Below are 23,398 nucleotides of genomic sequence, written 5' to 3' on the forward strand. Positions count from 1 at the left end.
GGCTCGCGAAGCGAGAACCCGGAATCACGATCCACGACCTCTGGATTCCGGGTTCGCGACGTCGTCGCGCCCCGGAATGACGGAATGGACTGTCAGAGACACAACATTAGCACGCTCAGGCGCGCTTGCGCAGGGCGGCCTCCAGCGCATCGACGATCTCCGGCGCCGGCTTCGGTTCATAGGCCGCGTAGCCGTTCTTGCCGCCCTTCTTGGCGTCGTACAGCGCGTGGTCGGCGGCGGCGATCAGGCGGTCGGGATGCATGCCGATCTCGCGGGTCCATTGCGCGATGCCGATCGAGACCGCGATCGGGATGTCACGGCCGGTGCACTGCTCGGCATCGGCGCGGCAGACCTCCAGCACGCGGCGCGCGATCATCGCGCCCTCGCGCAGCGTCGAGGACGGCAGCACGATGCAGAACTCGTCGCCGCCGGTGCGGGCCAGCATGTCGCCGGGGCGGAGCCGGGTCTGCGCCATCAGCGTGAAATGCTGCAGGCAGGCGTCGCCGGCGGCGTGGCCGTGGGTGTCGTTGATGCCCTTGAAGCCGTCGAGGTCGATCACCAAGAGCGCGAACGCCTCGCCGTTGCGGTCGGAGCGCGCGCATTCCTCGGTCAGCCGCTGCACCAGATGGCGGCGGTTGCCGACGCCGGTGAGATCGTCGAGCAGCGCCAGGTCGGCGACCTCGCTGCGCAGCCGGTCGATCGCCATCAGCAGGAAGCCGAAATTGAGCGCCATCGACAGGAACACCATCAGCAGGATCACCAGCGACTGGCTGGCGTTGAAGCGGACGAAGGAGAATTCGCCGGGCTGCAGCAGGGCGCCGACCAGGCGCAGCGCGTAGATGCCGATCAGCACCGAGGCGACGATGCCGGCGAGCCGCGCGCCGGGGCTAACCCGGCCGTTCTCGGGCGACAGCAACAGCTTCAGCGTCAGCGCCAGCGGCATGACCTGCGCGACCGTGTAGACCAGGATGCGCATCGGCATGCTGTCATAGGCAAAGATGAAGACGCCGAGGCCGGCGAAGGCGAGCGCGGCTGACAGCGCGGTGCTGCGCCAGCGCACCGGCTTGTCGTAGAACCGCTCGACGCCCATCGCGGCGAGGCCGGCGGCGAACACCATCAGCGTCCCCGCGCCGAGCAGCGGCACGAGCGAGTCCGTCACCGTGACACGGAGCATCGCGCAGGCGGCGCCTGCGGAGGCTATGAAGGCGGATGCGGTCCAGAACCGGGCCGCGCCGAAAGCAGGATAGCTGCGCGCGACATAGGCCCAGATCAGGCCGAGCGCGAGAAAATTGACAATGAATACCGTCCAAAGCGTCGGAACGCTCAACATCGCCCCTGTTCGAGACCGCTATCGGCCTCGCCTCTTCTGAAATAGCCTTCCGCGCGCCCCAAGGGCGTTTCCCAATGACAATCCGCGTTGCCTTACGGTGCAGGATGCGGCCGCGGCGCTTAACGGACCGTCACCCGCGAGGCGTCGATCCGCACCGTGGTTTTGAATTGATGAAGATGTCCGCATCGGCCGTTCGCGCATCGTTAAGCATGCCGGATGCGACGACACCGCGCGCGACCCGCGCATGCGTGCGAAAAAACCGGCAAAAACACGTAACAGCTGTGGATAACACGATGACGGCGTCGTGACAGCACGCGGCAGCCGCCTCCGAATCTGCTGAGTTTGATACTGAGGATGTTGCGAGGCTGGCCCTCCGCCAAGCATGCCTCGGAGTCGCGTTCAATCCATGAAACCTTGAGAGGATACTATGGCTAAGAAAGCGAAGAAGGCGAAGAAGGCGAAGGCGAAAAAGGCGACGAAGAAGAAGGCCGCCAAGAAGTAGCGAATTCCAGCCCGGGTAGCGGCTCCTGCCCTGCCCGGGCACCCGGACCGGGACGACCGGCCGGAGCGACGCCAGCCCTGGACTCATCAACCACAAATTCACGCTTACATCGATCGGCCCGAGACCGACGGGCGCAAGAGGCAGCAGGCGCAAGGCCTGCTTTTTTATTGCCTCGATCGGGGCGCTGCGCGACGGCGGCGTCAGCGCTCCGCGAAGGCGAGCTTGGCGCCGAGCACGGCAAAGCCCGCGGCAAAGCTGCGCCGCAGCCAAGCCATCACCCTGGGCCGGGTGATGACGCGGTCGCGCACCGAGGCCGCGAACAGCCCATAGACCGCGAACACGGCAAACGTCATCGCCATGAACACGCAGCTGAGCTCGACCATCCGCGTCAGCGGGTGCGGCTCGTCGACCGCGATGAACTGCGGCAGGAAGGCCAGGAAGAAGATCGACAGCTTCGGATTGAGGATGTTGATCAGGATCGCGGTCACGATCACCCGCCGGCTCGAGCGCGGCTTGATCCCGGGATCGACGGCGAGCGCGCCGCGCTCGCGCAGCGCCTGCCAGGCCATGTAAAGCAGGTAAACCACGCCGCCCCATTTCAGCGCAGCGAACGCCATCGCGCTGGTGTGCAGGATGGCGGCAAGCCCGAGCATCGCCGCAATCATCTGCGGCACGATCCCGAGCGTGCAGCCGAACGCCGCCGCCACGCTGGCGCGCGAACCGCGGGTCAGTGCCACCGCCAGGGTATAGAGCACGCCGGTGCCGGGCGAGGCTACGACGATCAGGGTGGTCAGCAGGAAGGACCAGGTCATGTCAAATCCTCGAGCCGACCATACGCGGTCGGCCGTCGGAAATATCACGACCGCCGGGCGGGTGGAAGCAGCACCCTTCCTTCCTTTCTTCCGTCCTTCGCCGCGCCGGCAGCTCCGCTACGGACGCCGTCGCCTTGTCAGGATCGACGCGACCCTCCGCGCGATATCTCCGACGCCTTGGTCTCGGCGAGGCGGATCACGTCGAGCGGCGCCCAGGGCTTCGACCAGAACATCGCGCCGTCGGGCAGGCGCTGCCGCAACGGCCTGCCCGAGGTGACGACCACATCGAGATCGGGTTTGTATTTCTTCGCGGCATAAGCGAGCTCGATACCGGTCATGTGTCCGGCCAGTTCGACGTCCGTCATCATCAGCACGACATTGTCGCTGTTGCCCTGCAGCACCAGCTCGGCGGCCTCGGCGCTCTCGCACGAGATCACGTCGAACTCGCTCTCCTCCAACAGGAGGCTGATCATCTCGCGCTGCATTGGATCGTCCTCGACGACCAGGGCCTTCGCGCGATAGGGCTTTGACTGTCCCACGGTAGGCCTCCCTTGGTTTGAAGCTTCGATTCGAGCACCTAACAAACGTTGAATGCCTAAAATGGCTGGATGTTCAGTTCCAATTTGAGAAAAGTGAGGAAACCGCCATGTTCCCGCCTCGCAGCCGCCCCCTTGTTCAGATGGAGCCGACCTGACATGACCGCGATCTCTGGATCCGCCGCCGCCGTGACCGGGGCCGCCAGCGGCATCGGCCGCGCGCTCGCGCATGAACTCGCGCTGCGCGGTTGTGACCTCGCGATCGCCGACCGGGACGAGGCCGGCCTGCAGGCCACCGCCGCCGAGATCGCCAAGGTGAGCTCCCGCAAGGTCACCGTGCATCGGCTCGACGTCAGCGAGCCCGAAGAGATCGCCGCGTTCGCACAAGCCGCCGGGGCCGCGCACCCCACGCTCAACATCGTCGTCAACAATGCCGGCGTCGCGCTGCTCGGCCAGTTCGACGAGATCGACCAGGCGCAGATGGAGTGGCTGTTCAACATCAATTTCTGGGGCGTGGTGCACGGCTGCCGCGCCTTCCTGCCGCTGCTCGCACGGCAGCGCGCGGCGCATATCGTCAATGTCTCGTCGATCTTCGGCATCATCGCCCCGCCCGGCCAGAGCGCCTATTGCGCGGCCAAATTCGCGGTGCGCGGCTTCTCGGAAAGCCTGCGCCACGAGCTTGCGGTGGCGAACAGCCCGATCAAGCTCTCCGTGGTGCATCCCGGCGGCGTCGCCACCAACATCGCGCGCAACTCGCGCACGGGGATCGGCGTCACCGACAATGCCCGCCGCGTCCAGTCGATCGAGCGTTTCGAGGCGTTGGCCAGGACCACGCCGACCGCCGCCGCGCAGCGCATCATCACCGGCATCGAAAAGAACCAGCCGCGCATCCTGATCGGCAACGACGCCCGCTTCATGGACCTGCTGCAACGCTTCCGCCCGGGCACCTATTGGAAGGTGCTGCAACGGCAGATCGAGAAGGCGACGGCGAAGCTGGCGGGGGATGCGAAATAGGACGTCTCGTCGCGTCGCGACACTGCGTGTGTTGACCCGTCATCCCCGCGCAAAGGCTTCGCCTTTGTCGCTGGAGGAGCCGCGGAACGGCGTCGCGAGAGGATGCACGGCCACAGTCGGGCCGTCGACCCTTCGAGACGGCCGCGTTGCGGCCTCCTCAGGGTGACGGAAGCGCAGCGCGCTCCCTCCAACTGTCGTCCCGGCGAAGGCAGGGACCCATGACCACAGCGGGCCATTGTGGCGCAATGCTGGGACCACAGCTCGCTTCAACAACACAACTCTGTGGTTATGGGTCCCGGGTCAAACCCGGGACGACACCGAGTGTGTGGCGCGTTCAATGAGCCACGCCTGGCACTGTTCACCCGCCCAACTGCTTCTTCACTCCGAGCGCCAGCCGAAACAGCGGATCGCTGTTCTGCGACGGATACAACGCGCTTCGCGTCACCTGCGGGAAATTGTCGTTCTTCCAGAACGACGCCGGCGCGAACGAGAATTTCGCCACCAGCCGCCGGCCGAAATCCATCTCGTAGGGGAAATAGTTTTCCCGCTCGTCGGTGCCGGATATCTCGGGGTACTCGCCGAGCAGATAGCCCTCCTGGATATGCGGCCGCACCGCCGCCGGCGGGCACACGCTGGAGAGCCGCACGATCTGCAACCCGGCCTCGGCGCTCGCGGTGATCGCGCCGCTCAGATTCGGCACGCCGAGCACATAGAGGAAGGCGGCGCCGGTCTCCGCCAGCGAGGCAAAGGAGGCGGCGATCCGGATCGAATGGGTGACGTCGAGCAGCGGCGTGGTGCAGACCTCGTAATGCTGCAGGATCGACCAGCGCAGGATGCGATGCCGCTTCAGCCGCTCCAGCCCGAGCAGCTTTGCCTTGGCGTAGTCGGCGATCAGGATCTGCTCGGCGCGGCGCAGGACCTCGAACCGCTCAGCCAGCGTGGCGCGGTCCGGGTTGCCGCGGCCGCCGCGGAACAGCGTCGGCTTCAGCGACGAGTTGTTCTTGATATTGCGGTGATCCGCGCCCTGGCCGCGAAACAGCAGCACATGGTCGCGGTTGAGGAATTGCAGCTCGGCGATCTTGGTGGCGAGCTCGAGATAGGAGCCGACGCGATGCCCCGGCCCCTCCCGCACCGCCGAATTCCTCGCGACCTGACAGCCGCGGCGGTCGAAGAACGACCAGATCTTTTGGCTGCCGATGGTTTCCATGGGACGTCGCTCATTCTCACCGCGTCATTCCGGGGCTCGCGCAGCGAGAGCCCGGAATCCATTTCTCAGCAGGTTATGCGGGTCGATGGATTCCGGGCTCGCGCTGCGCGCGCCCTCAGATACGCAATTGCGCATCGGGGAATGACACCGAATATGCGGCTCGAGATCCCGGGTTCGCGCCGAGGCGCGCCCCGGGATGACCGCAAGGCGGTCACCGCCCCACGAGCTGATCGGCGAAATACCCGATGGTCTTGCGATAGATCACCGCCCTGTTCCACTCGCGCATCGCCTCGAAATTGGCGCTGCCTTCGCCATAGGGCGCACCCATCTTGAAGCCGTTCGCGTGCAGCAGATTGGCGGTCGAGGCCAGCACGTCGGGCACCGAGTGGCGCAGATCGACATGGCCGTCGCCGTCGAAATCGACGCCGTATTTGATGTAGGACGACGGCAGGAATTGGGTCTGGCCGATCTCGCCGGCATAGGCGCCGATCATGTCGTTGAGCCGGAGGTCGCCGCGCTGCAGGATCTTGAGCGCGGCGAGCAGCTCGCCCTGGAACAGATCGGTCCGCCGGCAATCATGCGCCAGCGTGGCAAGCACCCGGAACACCGGCAGCTTGCCCATGTCGCCCTTGCCGAAATCGGTCTCGAGCCCCCAGATCGCAACCAGGATCTGGCGCGGCACGCCGTATTGCTGCTCGATCTTCGACAACAGCGCGGCATGACGCTGCAACATGGCGCGGCCGCCATTGATGCGCCCGGAGCCGACGCGGGTTGCGACATACTGCTCGAAGGTCTTGTTGAAGGTGTAGCGCTGCCGCCGATCGAAGGCGAGCACGCCGCCATCCTGCTGCACCCCGCCGAGCGCCTGCGAGATCACGTCCTGCTGGATGCCGGCCGCGGCGGCCTCCTGCGAGAACGCCTGCACGAAGGCCGGAAAACTGCCGCCGCAGCGGGCGGCGTAGGAAGGGGTGGCAAGCAGCAAGGCGCCGAACACAACCGCCAAACGACACCTGAGCATGCAAACATCCCTCTCCTGCTTCGAATGGCCGATCATGCCATGGAGCAAACGAGGCAGTCAAAGCGTCGGGACGGACATTCCGCCGACGGCTTTGTGATCCCGCCGCCCCGTAGCTGCACGCTCGTCCCGCCACCTCAACGGCGCATTGACCAGGCTCACCAGCGTGTAGCTGACGATCACGAGCAGAAACCACGAGCCGAGCTTGTCGAGTCCGACCATCGACCAGCCGAGCCGCTGCGAGGGGTAGAGCCAGGTCCTGGTGACGGTGCCGATGTTTTCGGCGAACCAGATGAACAGCGCCACCAGCACGAGGCCGAGCAGCAGCGGCATCGAACGATAGCCGGTCCAGACCTTGAAATGGATGCGGGTGCGGCCGAACAGCCGGATCGCCCAGCCGAACAGCAGCCAGCGCAGATCGACGATGTAGTGATGGCTGAAGAAGTTGACATAGATCGCGACGCTGAGGGCGATCAGGGCGAGACGGCGCGGATGCCGGACAAAGCGGAAATCGAACAGCCGCCAGCAGCGGCAGATATAGCTGCCGATGCAGGAATACATGAAGCCCGAGAACAGCGGCACGCCGCCGACGTGGAAGATGCTGGGCTCCGGATAGATCCAGGAGCCGACCGAGGTCTTGAAGAGCTCCATCGCGGTGCCGACGACATGGTAGATCAGGATGACCCGCGCCTCCTCCCAGGTCTCGAGCCGTCCGGCCAGCAGCGCGACCTGGACGGCGAGCATTGAAACAAACAGGAAGTCGTAGCGCGCAAGCGGCGCATCCTCTGGATAGAAGCGCCAGGTGCCGATCATCAGCGCCACCGCGATGCCGCCGAACAGGCAGGCCCAGGCCTGCTTCACGCCGAACCGCACGAATTCGTAAAGCGCCGCCGAACATCGCCGCTGCGCCATCACCAGGCCGAGGCGATGTTCGGCGGCGATGAAGCGGCGCAGCGGCGGCCAGTTGGCCGCGGCGCTCGCGATCGGTTTGGCGTGACCTGTCAGCCTGTGATGCATGCCACCGACGATGGCGGGGGATCACGGTCGGAGCGCGGCGGAGTTGTGCAGATTTTGCCCAAACCACGCGGGCCGTCACCCGCCCGGCTTCGCCTCGGTCTTGCCGGTGAACTTGGCGATCCAGGAGGTGTTCTCTGTCGCGAGGATGTTCTCGCATTCGTTGACGAAGTCGGACCACGAGGCGGGTCGCCGATTGTTGGTGTCCTCGAGCCGCCGCGCCGTGGCGCGATAGGCGGTCACCAGGAAATCGTAGCGCGAGGCTTCGATGTGGGCGAGCACCGCGCCTCCGAGCGTGGTCAGCACCGCCGTGAAGGCGACAATGTCGAACGGAACGCCCGCGATCACGGGCTTCGCCTCGACGCCGGCAATCGCCGTCAGCAGGGTCGCCAGCGCGGCGAGCGCGAATTCGACGCGCCGCAGCCACGATGCGACGACCTGATTGCTGTCGGCCCTTTCGGTGAACCACGCGATGGGCCCCTGCACGCGCTGCTTGATATACTCGTCCTGCTCCAGGCTCGCGCGCGGCACCGAGCCCTGCTTCGCCGCGCGCACCAGCTGCGGCAGCAGGTCCTCACCATCGGCCTCGATCTTTCGCCCTTCCTCATCGAGCAGCGCGTCCGCCCTGGCCGGGTCGTCATAGGGCGCAGCACTTGCGGCAAAGCGATAGGCCTCGCGCTTCAGGCGCTCGGAGATCGCGCGCACGCGCACCCAGGCCGATATCCGATCGGCGCCGAGCAGACGCTGGGTGAAGAAGGTCGCGAGGGCGAGGCTGACCGCGCCTGCGATCGCGACAGTCGTGCGCGGCGCCGTCGTGTGGTCTGGCAGCTGGCTGGCCACCGCCGCCAGGATCGCACCGAGCGACGACAGCGCGAAGGCCGACTTGCGCGCCCGGTCGATGGTCGATTTCAGCTGGTTTGCGGTCTCCGACCACTGCGCCTGGCGGTTCGCGATCGTTTCCAGTATGGCCATCGCAAACATCCTCGGACACGAGCAAATCGATGCCCGTTTCGAAATATCATTGAGCAATCCAAAGGATTATTCTCGTCCAACAGCAACCTTTGGTCAAGACGAGCGCGACACGAAATCGATGGCGCAGATCACGCGCGTCAACGATCGGTCCGGTCAAAACCGGCCGCCGGTGTTCCAGGACAGGACAGGACAGGAAGAAGGTGACGAAGGCTCAGTCCCTGAGCTGGCGCTCCAGATCGACGAAGTCGATCTCCGCCCAGCGCTCGGAGATTTTGCCGTCGCGGATCCGCCAGAACGTCATGCCGCGAAACTCGACGTGACGGCCGGTCGAGGCGATGCCGCGCCACGGGCTGCGGTGGCGGCCGCGCCAGACGAACCGGCCGGCGACGATGTCGCGCTCGGCGACCAGGCATTCGGCCACCGCCGACAGCTCGGCGAATGTCTCATGCATGGCGGCCGCATGCGCGATCACCTCTTCGGCGCTCATCCGCTTGCCCGCGGCGTGGTCGAAGAAGTCGACCGCCAGCTGCGCGCGGATCGCATCGGGATCGAGGCGGTTGGTCACCGCATCATGATGCGCGAGCACGAGCGCCTTGTTGGCCTCGAGGGTGACGTTGGACATCGATCGGCTTCTCAAAAAAAAAGAAAGTTGCAGAAGAGGAAAGATGCGCCTCATACGCGAATCGGGCGCGATGGCGCAAGTGACGATGGTCAGAAATCCGTCGTATTTCGATCGCCGCGCGCTTTCGCGAGGCGCCCGCCGCGCCGCTGCCGGTACCATCATCCGAAGCAGCGGCGTCGCTGGCATACAACCGACCAGCAGAGCGCCGGGTGAACGCGGACGTCGCCGGCCGCGACCAAGATGAACGGGCCGCCGGCCGGTTTCGCGACGATCGCGCAGCCTGCCGCGTCTTGCTCGGGTCAATCGGCGCAGCTAATCGGTGGCTGCGCCGACCGGGCGTCTTCCGCGGGCAATGCGCCCCGAGACGCGCACCATGATGGGGACACGCTGCGGATGAAAATAGCCGGACATTTCACACGCCCGCGCGCGGCCGCCGCGGCGATCGGCCTGATGCTTGCGTTCGGCGCCGACGTGACCGGACCGATCGAGAACGCCGCGGCGCAGGACGCGCGCGCCAAACAGGCGCCGGCGCAAGCTGCCGCCAACGTGCAGGCGATCGCCGCGCAGATGAAGAACGCCATCACGCTGACACGCGGCGGCAAGATCGATACCGGCTATGCCCAGCTCGTTGCCGCGCTCGACGCCGCGGACAGGCTCGACGACGCGCAGTTCGTCATGGAGCAATATTTCAACGCAACCGCCACGCTGCGCGCGGTCAAGCGCGACGATCTCGCCGAAAAACTGTTCGTGCGCGCGTTCCAGGGCAAGGCATCCGCGCAATCGCCGCCGGGCAATGCCGACGTGCTCCTGATGTACGCCATCCTGCTGTCCGACCACGCCCGGATCGCGGAGGCCGTTCCGCTCTACATGAAGGCGATCGCGGCCTTCAACGCCACTTGGGGCGAAGGCTCCGAGGAATCGCTGATCGCCAGCGACAAGCTCGCGGTGGCGCTGTCGACCAACGGCTCGGCGGCGTCGGCGACCAATCTGGGCCGGCACAATTTCGAGCGCTCGGAGAAGGCGCTGGGGCCCGACCATCGCACCACCGCAAAGCTCGCCAACAATTATGCCGACATGCTGCGCGAGATCGGCGCGCCGGCGAAAGCGCTGGAGCTCGATCTGTTCGCGATCGAGAAGCGCGTCAAGCGTTACGGCGAGAACCATCTCAACACGCTGGTGACGGTCAACAACGCCGGGCAGGACTTCCTCAACCTCAGCCGCTTCGACGACGCTCGCCGCTATTTCCGCCGCCACCGCGCGATCGCGGTCGCAATGGCGCCGAAGGATCCGAGCTTCGCCGGACAGGCCGACGCCTGGCTGTTCTACACCGACATGCTCGCGGCCGGCGACGCCGCGATGTCACAGGCCGACCTGGCGCGGCTGGAGGCGATCGTCGCCAATGAGGAGAACTTTGCGGACTTCCTGCGCATCAAGGCTGCGGTGCTGGCCGCCGGCCAGCACGAGCAGCGCGGCGAGCCGGACGCGGGCATGCGGCTGCGCGAGACGGCGCTTGCGATCTCAACCAGGGCCTTCACCGCGCAGCATCCGCTGAGCTTCGAGATCAAGCTCGGCATCGCGACCGCCCTGATCGCGACCGATCCGAACCGCGCGGTGCAGGCCTTCACCGCGCTCGATCGCGAGATGTTCGACTGGATGAAGCGCGAGGTCGGCACCGCGGGCGATCGCGCCGTCGCGGAGGCGATCCGCGCCCATGCCGACCATCTCTTGTTCGCGTTCGGCCGCTTCGCCACCGGAGCCGGCTCATCGGTGGCGCAGCCGGCGTTTGCCGCCGCCGTGCTGCGCTGGAAGACGCTCGGTGGCGGCGACGCCACGGCGTTGCGCCAGCTCGAGACGCAAATGGCCGGCAAGGACGAAGAGACCGCGACGCTCGTGCGCGCCGCACTGCGGCTCAACGGCGAAAAGCAGGAGCTGTTCTCGTCGGGCAATCTCGACGACTGGGCGCGGTCGGTGTGGGGGCGGCAGGACGCGGCCGAGAAGGCGCTCAACAAGCGGCTCGATGCGATCGGCGTGAAGCTGCCGCAGGATCCGATCCGGCCATCGCGGCTGCTCGGGCCGCAGGAGGCCGTGGTCAACTACTTCATCACCCGGCAGTGGAAGGCGGACCGGCAGGCGAAGGAGCCACTGGCGGCGACCGTGCTCTACGCCATCGTCGAGACCGCGATGAGCGAGCCGCGCGTGGTCGATCTCGGCGATCCCGGCCGGATGGTCGACACCGGCGTGCGCACCGAGATCGCGCGGCTGCGCTCGACGCGGGCCAGCGTGGCTGATGCCGACAACAAGGCAACCGCTAGCAAGGCGTCCGACGCCAAGGGCCGCTTCCAGACTCTTCGCGCGCGGCTGCTGGCGCCGCTGGAGCCGCTGCTGAAGGACAAGACCACGCTCTATGTGGTGCCGGACGGTTTCCTGTTTGCCGTGCCGTTCGCGCTGCTGCCGGGCGCCGATGGCGGCCTGCTGGAGGACCGCACCACGATCCGGATGCTGACCAGCCCCGACGCGCTGATCGCGATCCATGCGCGCGAGACGCTCGACAGGACCGGCGCGATGCTGCTCGCGGGCGGCATCGAATACGGCGTGCCGGGTCCGATGCCGCTGCCCGGCACGAAGACCGAGATCGAGGCGATCGCCAAGCTCGCCCGCGCCCGCGGCGCGCCGGTCGAGCTGCTGACCGGAAGCGGCGTCAGCGAAGCCGCGCTGCGCCAGGCGATCGGCAAGGCGCGCATCGCGCATCTGGCAACCCACGGCTTCTATCACGACAGCACGGCGTCCGGCCTCGACACGCTGTGGCAGAGCGGCATCGTGCTGTCGGGCGCCGGCGATAGCCGCTGGCCGCTGCGCGACGAGAAGGACGGCTATCTCTACGCCTTCGAGGTGATGGACTGGGACCTGTCCGGGCTCGATCTCCTGGTGCTGTCGGCCTGCGAGACCGGCCGCGGCGACGAGAGTTTCGTCAGCGGCCTGCGCGGCCTGCCGACCGCGCTCGGCATCGCAGGCGTCCGCCGCGCGCTGCTGACGCTGTGGCCGGTCGCCGACGAAGGCACCGCGAACTTCACCGTGCGCTTCTACGAGCACCTAGCCGAAGGCCTGACCTATTCCGATGCGCTGCGCCGGACCCGACGCGATGCGCGCGATGGCAAGGTCGCGGGTGCGGCCGACGCCAGCGTGTGGGCGGCGTTCGTTCTGTTCGAGGGCTGAGAGCGTCATCAAATTTACATGTGCGGACGGCTGCCGGGAGCGCATGCCAAGCCGAATTGCGCTCCCCCGTTACGCAAGGGTTTCGGCGCGCAGGGCAGACCGGCGCGCCGGCGCGGCCGATTTGCTTTGACAGCGGCGCTGCGATCGAGGACAAGCCGCGCATGCCGAAAAAACCCGGGACCAATCCCAAAGGCGAATTCGCCTTCTTCAACGTCTTCTATGAAGACGGCTCGCAGCGCTCCAACCGCCGCGTGCCCTCGGAGCTGTTGGGCGGGCTCGACGGCGACGAACCGGTGCGCGCCTTCCTGCGCGACCAGGACCGCGAGATCGCCGAAAAGGGCGGCCGCCCGCCGCTCGAGATCAAATCCATCGAACGCGTCGGCGCGAAGAAGAAGTAGCGTGACGCGAACCGACCACCCATTCGGTCATCGCCGATCGCCATTTCTTTCGTCATTCCGGGGCGCGCAAAGCGCGAGCCCGGAATCCATCGGGCCGCGCGTTTCGCCGTAGAATGGATTCCGGGCTCGGCGCTACGCGCCGCCCCGGAATGACGAACCCTACAAACAAAAAACGGCGGGCTCAGGCCCGCCGTTCTTGTTTCGATGAATACCGATCGACTTAGTTATCGAGGAAGCTCCGCAGCTTGCGCGACCGCGATGGGTGCTTCAGCTTGCGCAGCGCCTTGGCTTCGATCTGGCGGATGCGCTCTCTTGTCACCGAGAACTGCTGGCCGACCTCTTCCAGCGTGTGGTCGGTGTTCATGCCGATGCCGAAGCGCATGCGCAGCACGCGCTCTTCGCGCGGCGTGAGCGAGGCCAAGACGCGCGTCGTGGTCTCGCGCAGATTGGACTGGATCGCCGCATCGATCGGCAGGATCGCGTTCTTGTCCTCGATGAAATCGCCGAGATGCGAATCCTCTTCGTCACCCACCGGCGTTTCGAGCGACAGCGGCTCCTTGGCGATCTTGAGGACCTTGCGGACCTTCTCCAGCGGCATGCCGAGCTTCTCGGCGAGCTCTTCCGGGGTCGGCTCGCGGCCGATCTCGTTCAGCATCTGGCGCGAGGTGCGGACGATCTTGTTGATCGTCTCGATCATGTGCACGGGGATGCGGATGGTGCGGGCCTGGTCGGCGATCGAACGGGTGATCGCCTGCCGGATCCACCAGGTGGCGTAGGTCGAGAACTTGTAGCCGCGGCGGTACTCGAACTTGTCGACCGCCTTCATCAGGCCGATATTGCCTTCCTGGATCAGGTCGAGGAACTGCAAGCCGCGGTTGGTGTATTTCTTCGCGATCGAGATCACGAGACGGAGGTTGGCTTCCACCATCTCCTTCTTGGCCTGACGGGCCTCGCGCTCGCCCTTCTGCACGCCGTGCACGATCTTGCGGAATTCGCCGATCTCGAGCCCGGTGAGCGCCGCCAGCGACTGGATCTCGTGGCGCAGGTCCTTGATGCGGTCCTTCTCGTGATGAACGAAGTTCTTCCAGCCCTTGGCCGAGAGCTTCGAGACACGGTTGAGCCAGCGGGGGTCAAGCTCGGACCCCTGATAGTTGCGCAAAAAGTCCTCGCGGGCGACGCCGTGGCTGTCGCCGAGGCGCAGCAGGCGGCCCTCGAACGAAACCAGCTTCTTGTTGATGTCGTAGAGCTGCTCGACCAGCGAATCGATGCGGGCCTGGTTGAGGCGCAGCGACTTCACCTCGACGATGATCTCGTCCTTCAGCTTCTTGTACTTGCGCTCCTGCGAGGGCGACAGCGACTCGCTCTGCAGCTGGTTGGCGATGTCCTGTTCCTGCAGGCGCCGCAGCTTCTTGTACTCGGATGCGATCTTGTCGAAGGTCTCGACCACCTTCGGCTTCAGCTCGGCCTCGATGGCCGCGAGCGACATCTGGTTCTCGAACTCGTCGTCGTCCATGTCGCCTTCGGCGGCGGCCTCGGCGGGATCCTTCTCCTCGCCGCCGGCTTCGCCACCGGCCGGCGCGGCGCGGAACGGGGTCGGCGACGGCGGAGCTGCCGGCGGCGCGACATGGGCCGGCGCGCTGGCTTGCGCATCGCCGCCATTGCCTTCAGCAGCCGCGCCTTCGGCACCGTTGTTGCCGATCAGGTTCGGATTGATGCCGCCTTTCGATTCCGGGCCGGCATAGGTGGCTTCGAGATCGATGATGTCGCGGAGGAAGATCTTGCCCTCGTTGAGCTCGTCACGCCAGATGATGATGGCCTGGAAGGTCAGCGGGCTTTCGCACAGCCCCGCGATCATCGCCTCGCGGCCGGCCTCGATGCGCTTTGCGATTGCGATTTCGCCTTCGCGGGAGAGCAATTCCACCGTGCCCATCTCGCGCAGATACATGCGCACGGGATCGTCGGTGCGCTCGCCCGGCTCCGACTTCTTGACCTCGGTGACGGCCTTCTGCGTGACCTCGACGAGCTCGTTGTCGGTCTCGTCGTCGCCGTCGTCCTTCTCGTCCTCGCCTTCGCTATCGTCGGCCTCAGTGACGTTGATGCCCATGTCTGAGAGCATCGACATGATGTCTTCGATCTGTTCGGGCGACGTCGTGTCGGAGGGCAGCACTTCGTTGAGCTGATCGAAGGTCACGAAGCCGCGCTTCTTGGCCTGCTTGATCATCTTCTTCACCGCGGCATCCGACAGGTCGAGCAACGGCGACGGCGCGTCAGCGGAATCCTTCTCAGGAGCATCCGCTGCCTTGTCGTCTTTTTCCTTGTCCTTAACCTGCAGCGTCTTTGCCTTGGTGGCCATTCACTAAGCTCCCGAAACGCGGTCATGCAAAATGGCGCCACGCGCACACATCGGCATGATATCTAGATTTACTCTCTCGACGCACAAAGGGCGGCGCAAGACCTCGCCACCCCTGTCATCCGTCTCGACGGTTTCCAATCTTGAATAGCCGCGAGGCTATTAAGTTTCGCTTAACCCTGTTTTTGCAGCCAAACCATGGATTTGGCGAGTCTTTTTGCGGGTGCGGCCGGCGCCGTCCGCAGCATTTTTGTTATCAGACATTACGCTGGAACCGGCCCGATAATTCGCCGAACCCTTCAATCAGGGCTTCGGTGCCGTCGGCTTCTGCCATCCGGGCCTGGATATCCTGCAACCATGCCAGATTAGCCTCGCTGGAGTCTTCAGCCAAAGCCGCTTCCGCATCTTTTCTTTCCCTAAGTAAGGCGTGGGTTTTCTGATGCAAGGCAACCAGTTGACGCCAGGTCGATAAAACATCCTCGCGTGCCGCGCCAATCTGTGCGCCCCACACCGCCTGGGTTGTGATCGCCCGCTCAACCCTTTGAAGAATCTGCGATAATCCGCCTGCTTCGAGATCGGCCCGCATCTTCTCGGCCTGCTCCTCGGCGTCCGGGGAGTGGTGATGATCGTGGGCAAAGGCCGCGATAATGGCGGCCCTGAGCTTGTGGGCTTCGGGATGGGCGAGCTCCAGCGCCGCCACCTCCTCGAGATGATCGTGCAGCAGCCAGGGGTGGTTGATCAGCGATTGCAGGATCAGCGCCTCGCGGCGGGAGATCGCGCTGCGCTGGCCGCGCATGATCGGGCTGTTGGCGAGCTGGGGGCTCGCGGCCTGATAGGGTCCACGGGAAAGGGCCGGTGCGGCCCCTTTGGGCGCGAACCGCCCGCCCTGGGCCGGGCCACGGGGGGCAAAGGCGCGGGGTGATTCGCCGCCGCGGCCGCCGCCGAAATTGCCCCGGCCATAGCCGCCGCGGCCGTAACCGCCACGACCGCCTTCCGGGGCAAAGCTGCGTTGCAGCCGCTCCTGCAAGTCCTGCCGGTAATAGCGCCGCACCACCTCGTCGCGGATGCCATTGGTGAGCTCGCCGATCCGCGCCTCCAGCGCTGCGCGGCGTTCGGGCGTATCGAAATTGCCGCCCTCGATCTCGCGCGACCAGATCAGGTCGGCGAGCGGGCGCGCGACCGAGATCACCTCCTCGATCGCGGCACGACCGCCGGAGCGGGCGAGATCGTCGGGGTCCTGTCCTTCCGGCAGCAGCGCGATGCGCAGGCTCTTGCCGGGCTTGAGCTGCGGCAGGGCGAGGTCCGCAGCACGATACGCCGCCTTCTGGCCGGCACGGTCGCCGTCGAAGCAGAGGATCGGCTCGTCGACCATCTTCCAGAGCAGCGCGAGCTGGTTCTCGGTCAGCGCGGTGCCGAGCGGCGCGACGGCGCCGGGAAAGCCTGACGTCACCATCGCGATGACGTCGACATAGCCTTCGACGACGATCAGCTGAGCGCCGTCATGCGCGGCCTGCCGCGCGGTGAACAGGTTGTAGAGATTGTCGCCCTTGTGAAACAGCGTGGTTTCCGGCGAGTTCAGGTACTTGGCCGGAACGTCCTTCTCCAGCGCGCGGCCGCCGAACGCGATGACGCGGCCGCGGCCATCCGTGATCGGAAACATGACGCGGTCGCGGAAGCGATCGAACGGCACCGGCTTGTCCTCGCCGGACACCAGAAGCCCCGCTTCCACCATGTCCTCGGTGGAAATGCCCTGCGCACCGAGGTGCTCCTTCAGTGCGAAACGATCCGGCGGCGCATAACCCATCCGGAACTGGAGCTGGGTCGCCGGCGAGATGCTGCGGTCGGCGAGATAGCCGCGCGCCTTGGCGCCGTGGCGCGAGGCCAGCGTATCGGCGAAGAACTTGGTCGCCAGTTCCATGACGTCGTACAGGGTGCGGCGATGCTGTTCGTGCCGGGCCGCATCGGGCGTCACGGCCGGCAGCGGAACACCCGCCATCGCGGCGAGGCGCTCCACCGCTTCGGGAAACGTGACGCCCTCGGTCTTCATCAGGAAGTCGAAGATGTTGCCGTTCAGCCCGGACGAGAAGTCGAACCAGGCCTGCTTCTGGTCGTTGACGAAGAACGACGGCGTCTTCTCCTGCTGGAACGGCGACAGCCCCTTCCACTCCCGTCCGGCCTTCTTCAGCTTGACGCGCCGGCCCACGACTTCCGAGACCGGAAGCCGGGCGCGCAGTTCATCGAGGAATTCGGGCGTGAAACGCATGGGTCGGTTTTAGCGTGGTATCCGGTGAGTCGCAGGTCAACCGGCTAGCCATATAGGGGCATCCGCCCATTGGACGAAGAATGTAGGATTTTTCCGACCTATTCACAGGCCCTGACGCCCACCGGGCTACCCCGGATTCCTCGGTGGAGAGACGTTTCAGCCACCTTGCCCCCTCCCCGCTTCCGGGATTGGATAGGCCATGTTCACGACATTCAGAGGCGGGCAAAGCGGCGGCTGGCAAGTCACCTCCATCGCGCGGGTGAAGGGCGAGACGCTGCCGAAGGTCGCGGCGCTGTCAATCGTTGCGAGCGAGTCGATCGCGCTGCCGCTGTTGCCGGCGCAGACCTCCTGGCGGCTCGCCGGCGTCGTCAGCAATCTGCGCTACACCGAGAAGGAAGAGCGCGAGAAGCTCACCGCCGTGCAGGCCGGGCTCGGCCGCAGCGAGGCGACGCACGCGGCGCTGATCCCGATCCGGAAATCCGCGGCGTGGTGGGAGCTGACGCAGGAAGAGCGGCGCAAGATCTTCGAGGACAAGTCGCACCACATCTCAGGCACAATGAAATTCCTTCCTGCCATCGCCCGCCAGCTGTTTCACTGCCGCGACCTCGGTATGCCATTCGACTTCCTGACCTGGTTCGAGTTCGCACCCGATCATATCAGCCTGTTCGACGAGCTGGTCGGCATGCTGCGCGCGACCGAGGAATGGAGCTTCGTCGAGCGCGAGGTCGACATCCGCGTCGAGCGGGAAATCTGAAGCAGCGAGAGCACGATCCGGAAAAGTGCGAAGCGTTATTCCGAAAAGATCATGCTCAAATAAGAAGCCAAAGCGCGATGATGATTCAACCAAATCACATCGCGCTTTAGTGCTCCAGGAATTTTCCCGACGCGATCCGCGGCAGCTCGACGACCGGCCAATTGTAGAGATAGGTCCACGCCTCGCGCACGCTGCCGTCGGCGAGCGTGACCGTGAGCAGCTCGCGGAGATATTCGGTCGGCGGCGGAAAGCCGTCGCCGCAAGCTTCATACATGTCGAATTCGCGCAGCATGGCCTCAGGCTCGCGCAGGCGGAACAATTCACCGTGCACGATGTCGGCGGGATCGTCCGACACGACGAGGCCCGGATAATGCTTCACCAGATAGAGCCGGCCGCGGCACTGCGCTGATCCAAGAAATTCGGCATTGCCCGCGAGCAGCTTCGCCATCGGATGGTCGAAGCCACGCATCAACGTGCCGTAGACGAAGAGGAGATCGGAGGTCATGTGTCTAGCGGGTCATTCCAGAATGGTCCGTAGCACCAGACCCGGAATATCGAGATTCTCGGTGCACAATTGCGCACCTGAGGGTTCGATGCTACGCATCGCCCCCGAATGACGGAATGGTCGGGAAGAATCAAGCCGCCACCACCTCATCCGTCACCACCACAAACTTCGCCAGCGTCATGCGGCCGAAGCTCGTGGTCAGCGCGACGTCGGCGGCGTCGCGGCCGGTCGCCATCAGGATGCGGCCGATCCGCGGCACATTGTGGCGGGCATCGAAGGTGTACCACTGGCCGGACAGATAGACCTCGAACCAGCCGGAAAAATCCATCGGCGCGGGATCCGGCGGCACCCCGATGTCGCCGAGAAAACCGGTGCAGTAGCGCGCCGGAATGCCCATGCAGCGGCAGAAGGTGAGCGCCAGATGCGCGAAGTCGCGGCAGACGCCGGCGCGGCTTTCATAGACGTCATGCGCCGACTTCATGTGATGGGCGTGCTGGTAGCCGAACGTCACGTGGTGATGCACGAAATCGGTGATCGCCTGCACCCGCGCCCAGCCCGGCGGCGTATTGCCGAACAGCGACCAGGCGATGTCGGTCAGCTTGTCGGTTTCGCAATAGCGGCTCGGCATCAGATAGAGCAGCATGTCGTCGGGCAATTGCTCGATCGGAATCTGCTGGGCCGCCGGATTGACGACGTCAGGCAATCCGGAATCGCGCACCAGCGCGCTGCCGCGGAAGGTGACGCCACCGCTAGGGGCGACCAGACGGCCGCAGACATTGCCGAAACCGTCGCGATAAAGCCCGATCGGAACATCCGGCTCGGTCGAGATGCGCTCGGTGCCGACGATGTCGGCGTAGCGCGACGGATGGATCGACAGCATGATCACCATCGGGGTCGGCTGCGCCGCCGTGTAGGTGATCTCGAAGCCGACCTTGATCTGCATCGTCAGGCTGTCTCCTGCTCCGTCACGCTCTCGCCAACCGACACCACCTTGATGTCGACGTCCATCGCCAGGAATGCATCCGCGGCGCCGAGATAGACGCCATGCAGCGGGATCGCCTGGCGTGGATCGCGCGCCACCGCGACGCGGATCAGATCGCGGGTGCCGACGATGCCGTTGGTCGGATCGAACTCGATCCAGCCCGCGCTCGGCAGATAGACCTGCACCCAGGCGTGGGTCGAGCCGCCGCCGACATAGCCATGCGCGCTGCCGGGCGGCATCGCGAGATAGCCGGAGACGAAGCGCGCGGCGATGCCGAGCCGGCGCAGCGCTTCGATCATGAACAGCGCATAGTCGCGGCAGGTGCCGGACTTCGTGCGCAGCGTGTCGAGCGGATGCTGGGTGCCCTGCTCGTAGCGCTTGCGATAGCTGAACGCCTCGCGAATGCCATGGGTCATGTCGCTGAGGATCTTGAAAGTCAGCGTCGGCGCCTCGACATCGAGGAAGCTCCGCGCCCAGGCCGACAGCTCGCCGTTCGGGTCGCCATATTGCGGCGTGATGAACTGCTGCAGATCGGGGAATTCCTCATCGTCGTAGAGGAACGGATAGAAGTACGCAGGGTCGTCCGGCGTCAGCGCGAACGTGTCGGCCGGATTGTGCTCCACCGTCGCGGTCGAGACAAAGGACAGCGTGTCGGCGCGCTCGTCGAAGGAGGCGATCGCGACGCTGTTGCCGAACACGTCGTGGATCCAACGCAGCGACATCGGCTGCGGATCGATCACAAGCGCGCTGTCGAGCACGCGCAGATCATGACCGTCGCGGGGGCGCAGCATGATGCGGTGTTCGCCGAACGCCACCGGGCGCGCGTAGCGATAAACGGTCTTGTGATGGATAGTCAGCAGCGGCATCTTCAAACAATCATCGTGATTCCGGACATTATAATCTATAGAGAAAGCTGCTCGATTCCAGACCAGCATGCCGCTTGAATAGGCAAAGTTGAGGAAAAAGGCCCGTGAATTACGGTGGTGGTTCATCTCTGTTGCTCGCAAGCACCGATGTCTCACCGGTTCTTGAACGTAATGCTGCCGGCCGCTCACCGTTCCTATTCACCTGCGATCACTTCGGCAGGCTGATTCCCGCCCCGCTCGGCGATCTCGGTCTGCCCGAAACCGAGCTGGTCCGGCACATCGCCTGGGACATCGGCATCGCCGGCGTCGCAACCCAGCTCTCCGACCTGCTCGGCGTGCATTTGATCGCACAGCGCTACTCGCGGCTCGTGATCGACTGCAACCGCCCGCCGCATGTCGCAAGCTCGGTGCCGCTGATCAGCGAAGCCACCACGGTGCCCGGCAATGAAGGCCTGTCGCGCGAGGCCGCGGAGTTGCGCCGCGCGCAGATCTTCGATCCCTATCACGCGCGCATCGACGAGATCATCGACGCGCGCACGCGCCAGGGCATGCCGACCGTGCTGGTGTCGCTGCACAGCTTCACGCCGGTCTATGCCGGCATCGCGCGGCCCTGGCACATCGGCACGCTGTATCACCACGACAAGGCGCTGCCGCCGCTGCTGCTGAAGCATCTGCGCAGCGAGGGCGATCTCGTGGTCGGCGAAAACGAGCCCTATGCGGTCAGCGACGAGACCGACTACACGATCCCGGTGCACGGCGAGCAGCGCGGCCTGATGAATTCGGGCATCGAAATCCGCCAGGACCTGATCTCCGACCAGGCCGGCGAGACGGCGTGGGCCGAGCGGCTGGCGCGCATCCTCGGCGAGATCGAGACGACGCTGCGCGCGGAAGCGCTGATCTAGAACGTCGAACGGACTCCGCTTCACCTCGCCCCGCGTGCGGGGAGAGGTCGGATCGCATCATAAGATGCGAGCTTCAATTCGGCCGGCGCCGCCAGATGAACACGAGATAGAGCAGCACAGGCAGGCCGAGCGCGGCCCAGGAGACGGCATCCCACCAGCCGTCGCCGACCAGCGCGCTGATCAGTCCGACCGTGCTCACGATCGCGATCACGAGCGGTGCGGCGAAGATCCGGGTCAATGAGCGATGTGCGAGCATGCGGACGTCACGACATGAGTGCGGGGCTGTCGATCGACGCTGCGTTGGCGATGGCGCGCTCCTGGCTGACGCCTGCCCGGCGCCGGCGCATCCATAGATACACGCCGGTCACCAGGATGAAGATGGTGAGGATGTCGAGCAGTGCCCACACGATCTTCAGCGGCATGCCGCCGTAATCGCCGAAATGCAGCGGCTGCGAAATATACAGCGTCGAGACATACCAGGGCATGTCGCGGCTGTCGGTTAGCGTGCCGGTTTCGGCATCGATCAAAGCGGGCTTCAGCAGCCGCGATGTCAGCGGCGTATCGCCATGGAGGAACACCGTATAGTGGCTCTTGCTGCTGAACAGCGTCCCCGGGAAGGCGACGAAGCTCGGCGTCATGCCGGGCACCGCATGCCGCGCCACCTCGACCGCGCCGTTCAGCGAGGTCAGCTTCGAGGGCACCGGCCGGTCCTTGTACTGCGCGGTCATTTCGGCGAGCTGGCCGAATTGCCACATCTTGAGCACGAGATCGGCCCAGGTGTTGATGACACCGGTGAAGCCGACCACCAGCGTCCAGGCCACCAGCAGGATGCCGGCGAGATTGTGGACGTCGAGCCAGCGCACGACGCGGGTCCGTTTTGCGCGGTAGGTGCCGAAGCGCAGCTTCCGCATCGACGGCGCATAGACCACGATGCCGGAAATGATCGCGACACAGAACAGGATTCCCATAAAGCCGAGGAACAGTTTCCCCGGCAGGCCCGCGAACATGTCGGTGTGCAGCTTCAGCATGATGTAGGTGAAGCGGCCGGTGACATCGGGCGAATCGAGATAGGCGCCGCTATGGGTGTCCATCCGGACCAGCAAATTGTTGGTCGGATCGGCGTCGATCGTCGGACCGACGCTGACCCAGATCGCGCCGGGCTCGTCGCGATCCCAGATCAGGAAATGCGGCACCTTGCCCGGCGCCCGCGCCAGCGCGTTGGCGAGCAGATGGTCGAGATTGGCCGGCGGCGTGCCGGCCGGCACCTCGGCCGGCTTGACCGAACTGTGCAGAAGATCGTCGATCTCGTCGTGGAAGATCAGCGGCAGGCCGGTGATGCACAACAGCAGCATGAACAAGGTGCAGATCAGGCTGGTCCATTTGTGGACGGCGCCCCACCGCCGCAGGGATTTGGTCGTCGCAGTCAATTTCGTTACCTGAATTCCAAAGTCTCCATTGCTGCCGTCACTAACACGATGAACGACGCGCGCAGCCGCGCGGCGATTAGAACTCGTCCAGTGTGGGGCTTATCGGCAATCGTGTTGCGATCGCGCAACGAGAATTGCGGGGAACTGCGACGATGCGCCTCGGCTGTCGGCGCGATTTCTTAGGAGCGTTCTAAATCGAATCGACGCGATCGAGTCTGCGTCAACCAACCAGCGCGGCCTGAACGGGATGCTTCGCATGCCATTTGGGGCCCGGCCCGCGCATGTAGTGCAGCTCGGGCCGGTAGGGATCGCGAACTCGCGCGATCAAATTGCGCCAGCCGGCCGTGATCGCATTCATGCCGCGGCGAAGAGATGACAATGACGGCCGCAACGACGGCATGGCCCGCCCTCAGTGCGGCTTGCCGAGAACGAATGCAAACGGCAGGATCACGATCTCCTCGCCGTCCTCGTCGCTGACATGCACGGCCCAATCGCGCCAATCTTCCAGACTGTCCGTCGCAACCAGCGAGCGCATCATGCAGGTCGCCGCCTCGCAGGCCTCGGAGAGGCTGGCCACCGACGTGCCGCGGCGATCCATCAGCACGCCGCGCGTATTCGAGCAATGGAAATAGACCTGTGTCATGTCCGTATCCTCGCAAGCGCCGGGCGATCGGGCTCGCCCTCGCATGACGAAGCTTTACGCAGCCGGCGCGC

At 65.3% G+C, this 23,398-nt stretch carries 22 protein-coding genes; 5 read left to right on the forward strand and 17 right to left on the reverse strand.

What is annotated here, in order from left to right; translation table 11 throughout:
• Positions 1-115: 115 nt before the first annotated feature.
• From ACVW17_RS01085 to ACVW17_RS01095, 3 genes are all read right to left on the reverse strand, one after another.
• Positions 116-1,330 (reverse strand): GGDEF domain-containing protein, encoded by a 1,215-nt coding sequence (locus ACVW17_RS01085; protein ID WP_456796685.1) that lies wholly within the window; start codon positions 1,328-1,330, stop codon positions 116-118.
• Between the two features lie 702 nt (positions 1,331-2,032).
• The gene (locus ACVW17_RS01090) at positions 2,033-2,644 is read right to left on the reverse strand and encodes a LysE family translocator (RefSeq protein ID WP_456796686.1); all 612 of its coding nucleotides are present in this window, start codon (positions 2,642-2,644) and stop codon (positions 2,033-2,035) included.
• Between the two features lie 137 nt (positions 2,645-2,781).
• Positions 2,782-3,183: a response regulator gene (locus tag ACVW17_RS01095; protein ID WP_456796687.1), complete on the reverse strand. Its 402-nt coding sequence runs from the start codon at positions 3,181-3,183 to the stop codon at positions 2,782-2,784.
• Between the two features lie 156 nt (positions 3,184-3,339).
• Here ACVW17_RS01095 and ACVW17_RS01100 point away from each other — a divergent pair, with 156 nt between their 5' ends.
• Complete coding sequence (locus ACVW17_RS01100; RefSeq protein ID WP_456796688.1) at positions 3,340-4,194, forward strand: SDR family NAD(P)-dependent oxidoreductase; 855 nt, start codon at positions 3,340-3,342, stop codon at positions 4,192-4,194.
• 358 nt (positions 4,195-4,552) lie between these two features.
• On the opposite strand, the gene ACVW17_RS01105 is transcribed toward ACVW17_RS01100, so the two are convergent.
• The 5 genes from ACVW17_RS01105 to ACVW17_RS01125 all read right to left on the reverse strand — a co-directional run bounded on the left by ACVW17_RS01105 (position 4,553) and on the right by ACVW17_RS01125 (position 9,024).
• Positions 4,553-5,401 carry an FRG domain-containing protein gene (locus ACVW17_RS01105; protein ID WP_456796689.1) on the reverse strand — a complete coding sequence of 283 codons (849 nt, stop codon included), beginning with the start codon at positions 5,399-5,401 and terminating at the stop codon, positions 4,553-4,555.
• Between the two features lie 211 nt (positions 5,402-5,612).
• Positions 5,613-6,419, reverse strand: a complete 807-nt coding sequence (locus tag ACVW17_RS01110; protein ID WP_456796690.1) for a lytic murein transglycosylase — start codon at positions 6,417-6,419, stop codon at positions 5,613-5,615.
• A 57-nt stretch (positions 6,420-6,476) separates the two neighbouring features.
• Positions 6,477-7,433: a DUF817 domain-containing protein gene (locus ACVW17_RS01115; protein ID WP_456796691.1), complete on the reverse strand. Its 957-nt coding sequence runs from the start codon at positions 7,431-7,433 to the stop codon at positions 6,477-6,479.
• Between the two features lie 75 nt (positions 7,434-7,508).
• On the reverse strand, positions 7,509-8,402 hold the full coding sequence (locus ACVW17_RS01120) for a DUF4231 domain-containing protein (protein WP_456750083.1): 894 nt from the start codon (positions 8,400-8,402) through the stop codon (positions 7,509-7,511).
• A 211-nt stretch (positions 8,403-8,613) separates the two neighbouring features.
• Positions 8,614-9,024, reverse strand: a complete 411-nt coding sequence (locus ACVW17_RS01125) for an ester cyclase (protein WP_456750084.1) — start codon at positions 9,022-9,024, stop codon at positions 8,614-8,616.
• A gap of 393 nt (positions 9,025-9,417) precedes the next feature.
• Between ACVW17_RS01125 and ACVW17_RS01130 the strand changes: the two genes are divergently transcribed.
• Both ACVW17_RS01130 and ACVW17_RS01135 read left to right on the forward strand, forming a co-directional pair.
• Entirely contained in the window at positions 9,418-12,237 is a 2,820-nt protein-coding gene (locus tag ACVW17_RS01130) for a CHAT domain-containing protein (protein WP_456796692.1), read from the forward strand.
• A 161-nt stretch (positions 12,238-12,398) separates the two neighbouring features.
• Entirely contained in the window at positions 12,399-12,635 is a 237-nt protein-coding gene (locus ACVW17_RS01135) for a hypothetical protein (protein ID WP_021077386.1), read from the forward strand.
• 220 nt (positions 12,636-12,855) lie between these two features.
• Here the strand turns inward: ACVW17_RS01135 and rpoD are convergent, their stop codons facing one another.
• Positions 12,856-14,988, reverse strand: a complete 2,133-nt coding sequence (rpoD, locus tag ACVW17_RS01140) for an RNA polymerase sigma factor RpoD (RefSeq protein ID WP_456750089.1) — start codon at positions 14,986-14,988, stop codon at positions 12,856-12,858.
• 253 nt (positions 14,989-15,241) lie between these two features.
• Positions 15,242-17,248 carry a DNA primase gene (gene dnaG / locus ACVW17_RS01145; protein WP_456796693.1) on the reverse strand — a complete coding sequence of 669 codons (2,007 nt, stop codon included), beginning with the start codon at positions 17,246-17,248 and terminating at the stop codon, positions 15,242-15,244.
• A 199-nt stretch (positions 17,249-17,447) separates the two neighbouring features.
• Here dnaG and ACVW17_RS01150 point away from each other — a divergent pair, with 199 nt between their 5' ends.
• Positions 17,448-18,002, forward strand: a complete 555-nt coding sequence (locus ACVW17_RS01150) for a chlorite dismutase family protein (protein ID WP_456796694.1) — start codon at positions 17,448-17,450, stop codon at positions 18,000-18,002.
• Positions 18,003-18,108: 106 nt separating this feature from the next.
• Here the strand turns inward: ACVW17_RS01150 and ACVW17_RS01155 are convergent, their stop codons facing one another.
• The 3 genes from ACVW17_RS01155 to ACVW17_RS01165 all read right to left on the reverse strand — a co-directional run bounded on the left by ACVW17_RS01155 (position 18,109) and on the right by ACVW17_RS01165 (position 20,355).
• A complete protein-coding gene (locus ACVW17_RS01155) occupies positions 18,109-18,507 on the reverse strand; it encodes a gamma-glutamylcyclotransferase family protein (RefSeq protein ID WP_456796695.1) in 399 nt (132 codons plus the stop codon).
• Positions 18,508-18,637: 130 nt separating this feature from the next.
• The gene (locus tag ACVW17_RS01160; protein ID WP_456796696.1) at positions 18,638-19,450 is read right to left on the reverse strand and encodes a transglutaminase-like domain-containing protein; all 813 of its coding nucleotides are present in this window, start codon (positions 19,448-19,450) and stop codon (positions 18,638-18,640) included.
• A gap of 2 nt (positions 19,451-19,452) precedes the next feature.
• Positions 19,453-20,355, reverse strand: coding sequence for a transglutaminase family protein (locus ACVW17_RS01165; protein WP_456796697.1), 903 nt, complete (start codon positions 20,353-20,355; stop codon positions 19,453-19,455).
• Positions 20,356-20,459: 104 nt separating this feature from the next.
• Between ACVW17_RS01165 and ACVW17_RS01170 the strand changes: the two genes are divergently transcribed.
• Positions 20,460-21,257 carry an N-formylglutamate amidohydrolase gene (locus ACVW17_RS01170; RefSeq protein ID WP_456796698.1) on the forward strand — a complete coding sequence of 266 codons (798 nt, stop codon included), beginning with the start codon at positions 20,460-20,462 and terminating at the stop codon, positions 21,255-21,257.
• Between the two features lie 73 nt (positions 21,258-21,330).
• On the opposite strand, the gene ACVW17_RS01175 is transcribed toward ACVW17_RS01170, so the two are convergent.
• The 4 genes from ACVW17_RS01175 to ACVW17_RS01190 all read right to left on the reverse strand — a co-directional run bounded on the left by ACVW17_RS01175 (position 21,331) and on the right by ACVW17_RS01190 (position 23,327).
• On the reverse strand, positions 21,331-21,513 hold the full coding sequence (locus ACVW17_RS01175; RefSeq protein WP_456750096.1) for a hypothetical protein: 183 nt from the start codon (positions 21,511-21,513) through the stop codon (positions 21,331-21,333).
• A 7-nt stretch (positions 21,514-21,520) separates the two neighbouring features.
• Positions 21,521-22,684, reverse strand: coding sequence for a PepSY-associated TM helix domain-containing protein (locus tag ACVW17_RS01180; RefSeq protein WP_456796699.1), 1,164 nt, complete (start codon positions 22,682-22,684; stop codon positions 21,521-21,523).
• A gap of 220 nt (positions 22,685-22,904) precedes the next feature.
• Positions 22,905-23,084 carry a hypothetical protein gene (locus tag ACVW17_RS01185; RefSeq protein ID WP_456796700.1) on the reverse strand — a complete coding sequence of 60 codons (180 nt, stop codon included), beginning with the start codon at positions 23,082-23,084 and terminating at the stop codon, positions 22,905-22,907.
• A 9-nt stretch (positions 23,085-23,093) separates the two neighbouring features.
• Positions 23,094-23,327 carry a DUF6894 family protein gene (locus tag ACVW17_RS01190; protein WP_456750098.1) on the reverse strand — a complete coding sequence of 78 codons (234 nt, stop codon included), beginning with the start codon at positions 23,325-23,327 and terminating at the stop codon, positions 23,094-23,096.
• Positions 23,328-23,398: the final 71 nt, after the last annotated feature.

Source organism: Bradyrhizobium sp. USDA 4473 (assembly GCF_054063335.1).

What these genes read in the sequence shown, in the direction of transcription:
- ACVW17_RS01100 (WP_456796688.1), top strand. Translation starts at nt 3,340, where the DNA reads ATGACCGCGATCTCTGGATCCGCCGCCGCCGTGACCGGGGCCGCCAGC.
- ACVW17_RS01110 (WP_456796690.1), bottom strand. Translation starts at nt 6,419, where the DNA reads ATGCTCAGGTGTCGTTTGGCGGTTGTGTTCGGCGCCTTGCTGCTTGCC.
- dnaG (WP_456796693.1), bottom strand. Translation starts at nt 17,248, where the DNA reads ATGCGTTTCACGCCCGAATTCCTCGATGAACTGCGCGCCCGGCTTCCG.
- ACVW17_RS01090 (WP_456796686.1), bottom strand. Translation starts at nt 2,644, where the DNA reads ATGACCTGGTCCTTCCTGCTGACCACCCTGATCGTCGTAGCCTCGCCC.
- ACVW17_RS01085 (WP_456796685.1), bottom strand. Translation starts at nt 1,330, where the DNA reads ATGTTGAGCGTTCCGACGCTTTGGACGGTATTCATTGTCAATTTTCTC.
- ACVW17_RS01185 (WP_456796700.1), bottom strand. Translation starts at nt 23,084, where the DNA reads ATGCCGTCGTTGCGGCCGTCATTGTCATCTCTTCGCCGCGGCATGAAT.
- ACVW17_RS01160 (WP_456796696.1), bottom strand. Translation starts at nt 19,450, where the DNA reads ATGCAGATCAAGGTCGGCTTCGAGATCACCTACACGGCGGCGCAGCCG.
- ACVW17_RS01150 (WP_456796694.1), top strand. Translation starts at nt 17,448, where the DNA reads ATGTTCACGACATTCAGAGGCGGGCAAAGCGGCGGCTGGCAAGTCACC.
- ACVW17_RS01135 (WP_021077386.1), top strand. Translation starts at nt 12,399, where the DNA reads ATGCCGAAAAAACCCGGGACCAATCCCAAAGGCGAATTCGCCTTCTTC.
- ACVW17_RS01120 (WP_456750083.1), bottom strand. Translation starts at nt 8,402, where the DNA reads ATGGCCATACTGGAAACGATCGCGAACCGCCAGGCGCAGTGGTCGGAG.
- ACVW17_RS01115 (WP_456796691.1), bottom strand. Translation starts at nt 7,433, where the DNA reads ATGCATCACAGGCTGACAGGTCACGCCAAACCGATCGCGAGCGCCGCG.
- ACVW17_RS01190 (WP_456750098.1), bottom strand. Translation starts at nt 23,327, where the DNA reads ATGACACAGGTCTATTTCCATTGCTCGAATACGCGCGGCGTGCTGATG.
- ACVW17_RS01165 (WP_456796697.1), bottom strand. Translation starts at nt 20,355, where the DNA reads ATGCCGCTGCTGACTATCCATCACAAGACCGTTTATCGCTACGCGCGC.
- ACVW17_RS01125 (WP_456750084.1), bottom strand. Translation starts at nt 9,024, where the DNA reads ATGTCCAACGTCACCCTCGAGGCCAACAAGGCGCTCGTGCTCGCGCAT.
- ACVW17_RS01155 (WP_456796695.1), bottom strand. Translation starts at nt 18,507, where the DNA reads ATGACCTCCGATCTCCTCTTCGTCTACGGCACGTTGATGCGTGGCTTC.
- rpoD (WP_456750089.1), bottom strand. Translation starts at nt 14,988, where the DNA reads ATGGCCACCAAGGCAAAGACGCTGCAGGTTAAGGACAAGGAAAAAGAC.
- ACVW17_RS01105 (WP_456796689.1), bottom strand. Translation starts at nt 5,401, where the DNA reads ATGGAAACCATCGGCAGCCAAAAGATCTGGTCGTTCTTCGACCGCCGC.
- ACVW17_RS01175 (WP_456750096.1), bottom strand. Translation starts at nt 21,513, where the DNA reads ATGCTCGCACATCGCTCATTGACCCGGATCTTCGCCGCACCGCTCGTG.
- ACVW17_RS01130 (WP_456796692.1), top strand. Translation starts at nt 9,418, where the DNA reads ATGAAAATAGCCGGACATTTCACACGCCCGCGCGCGGCCGCCGCGGCG.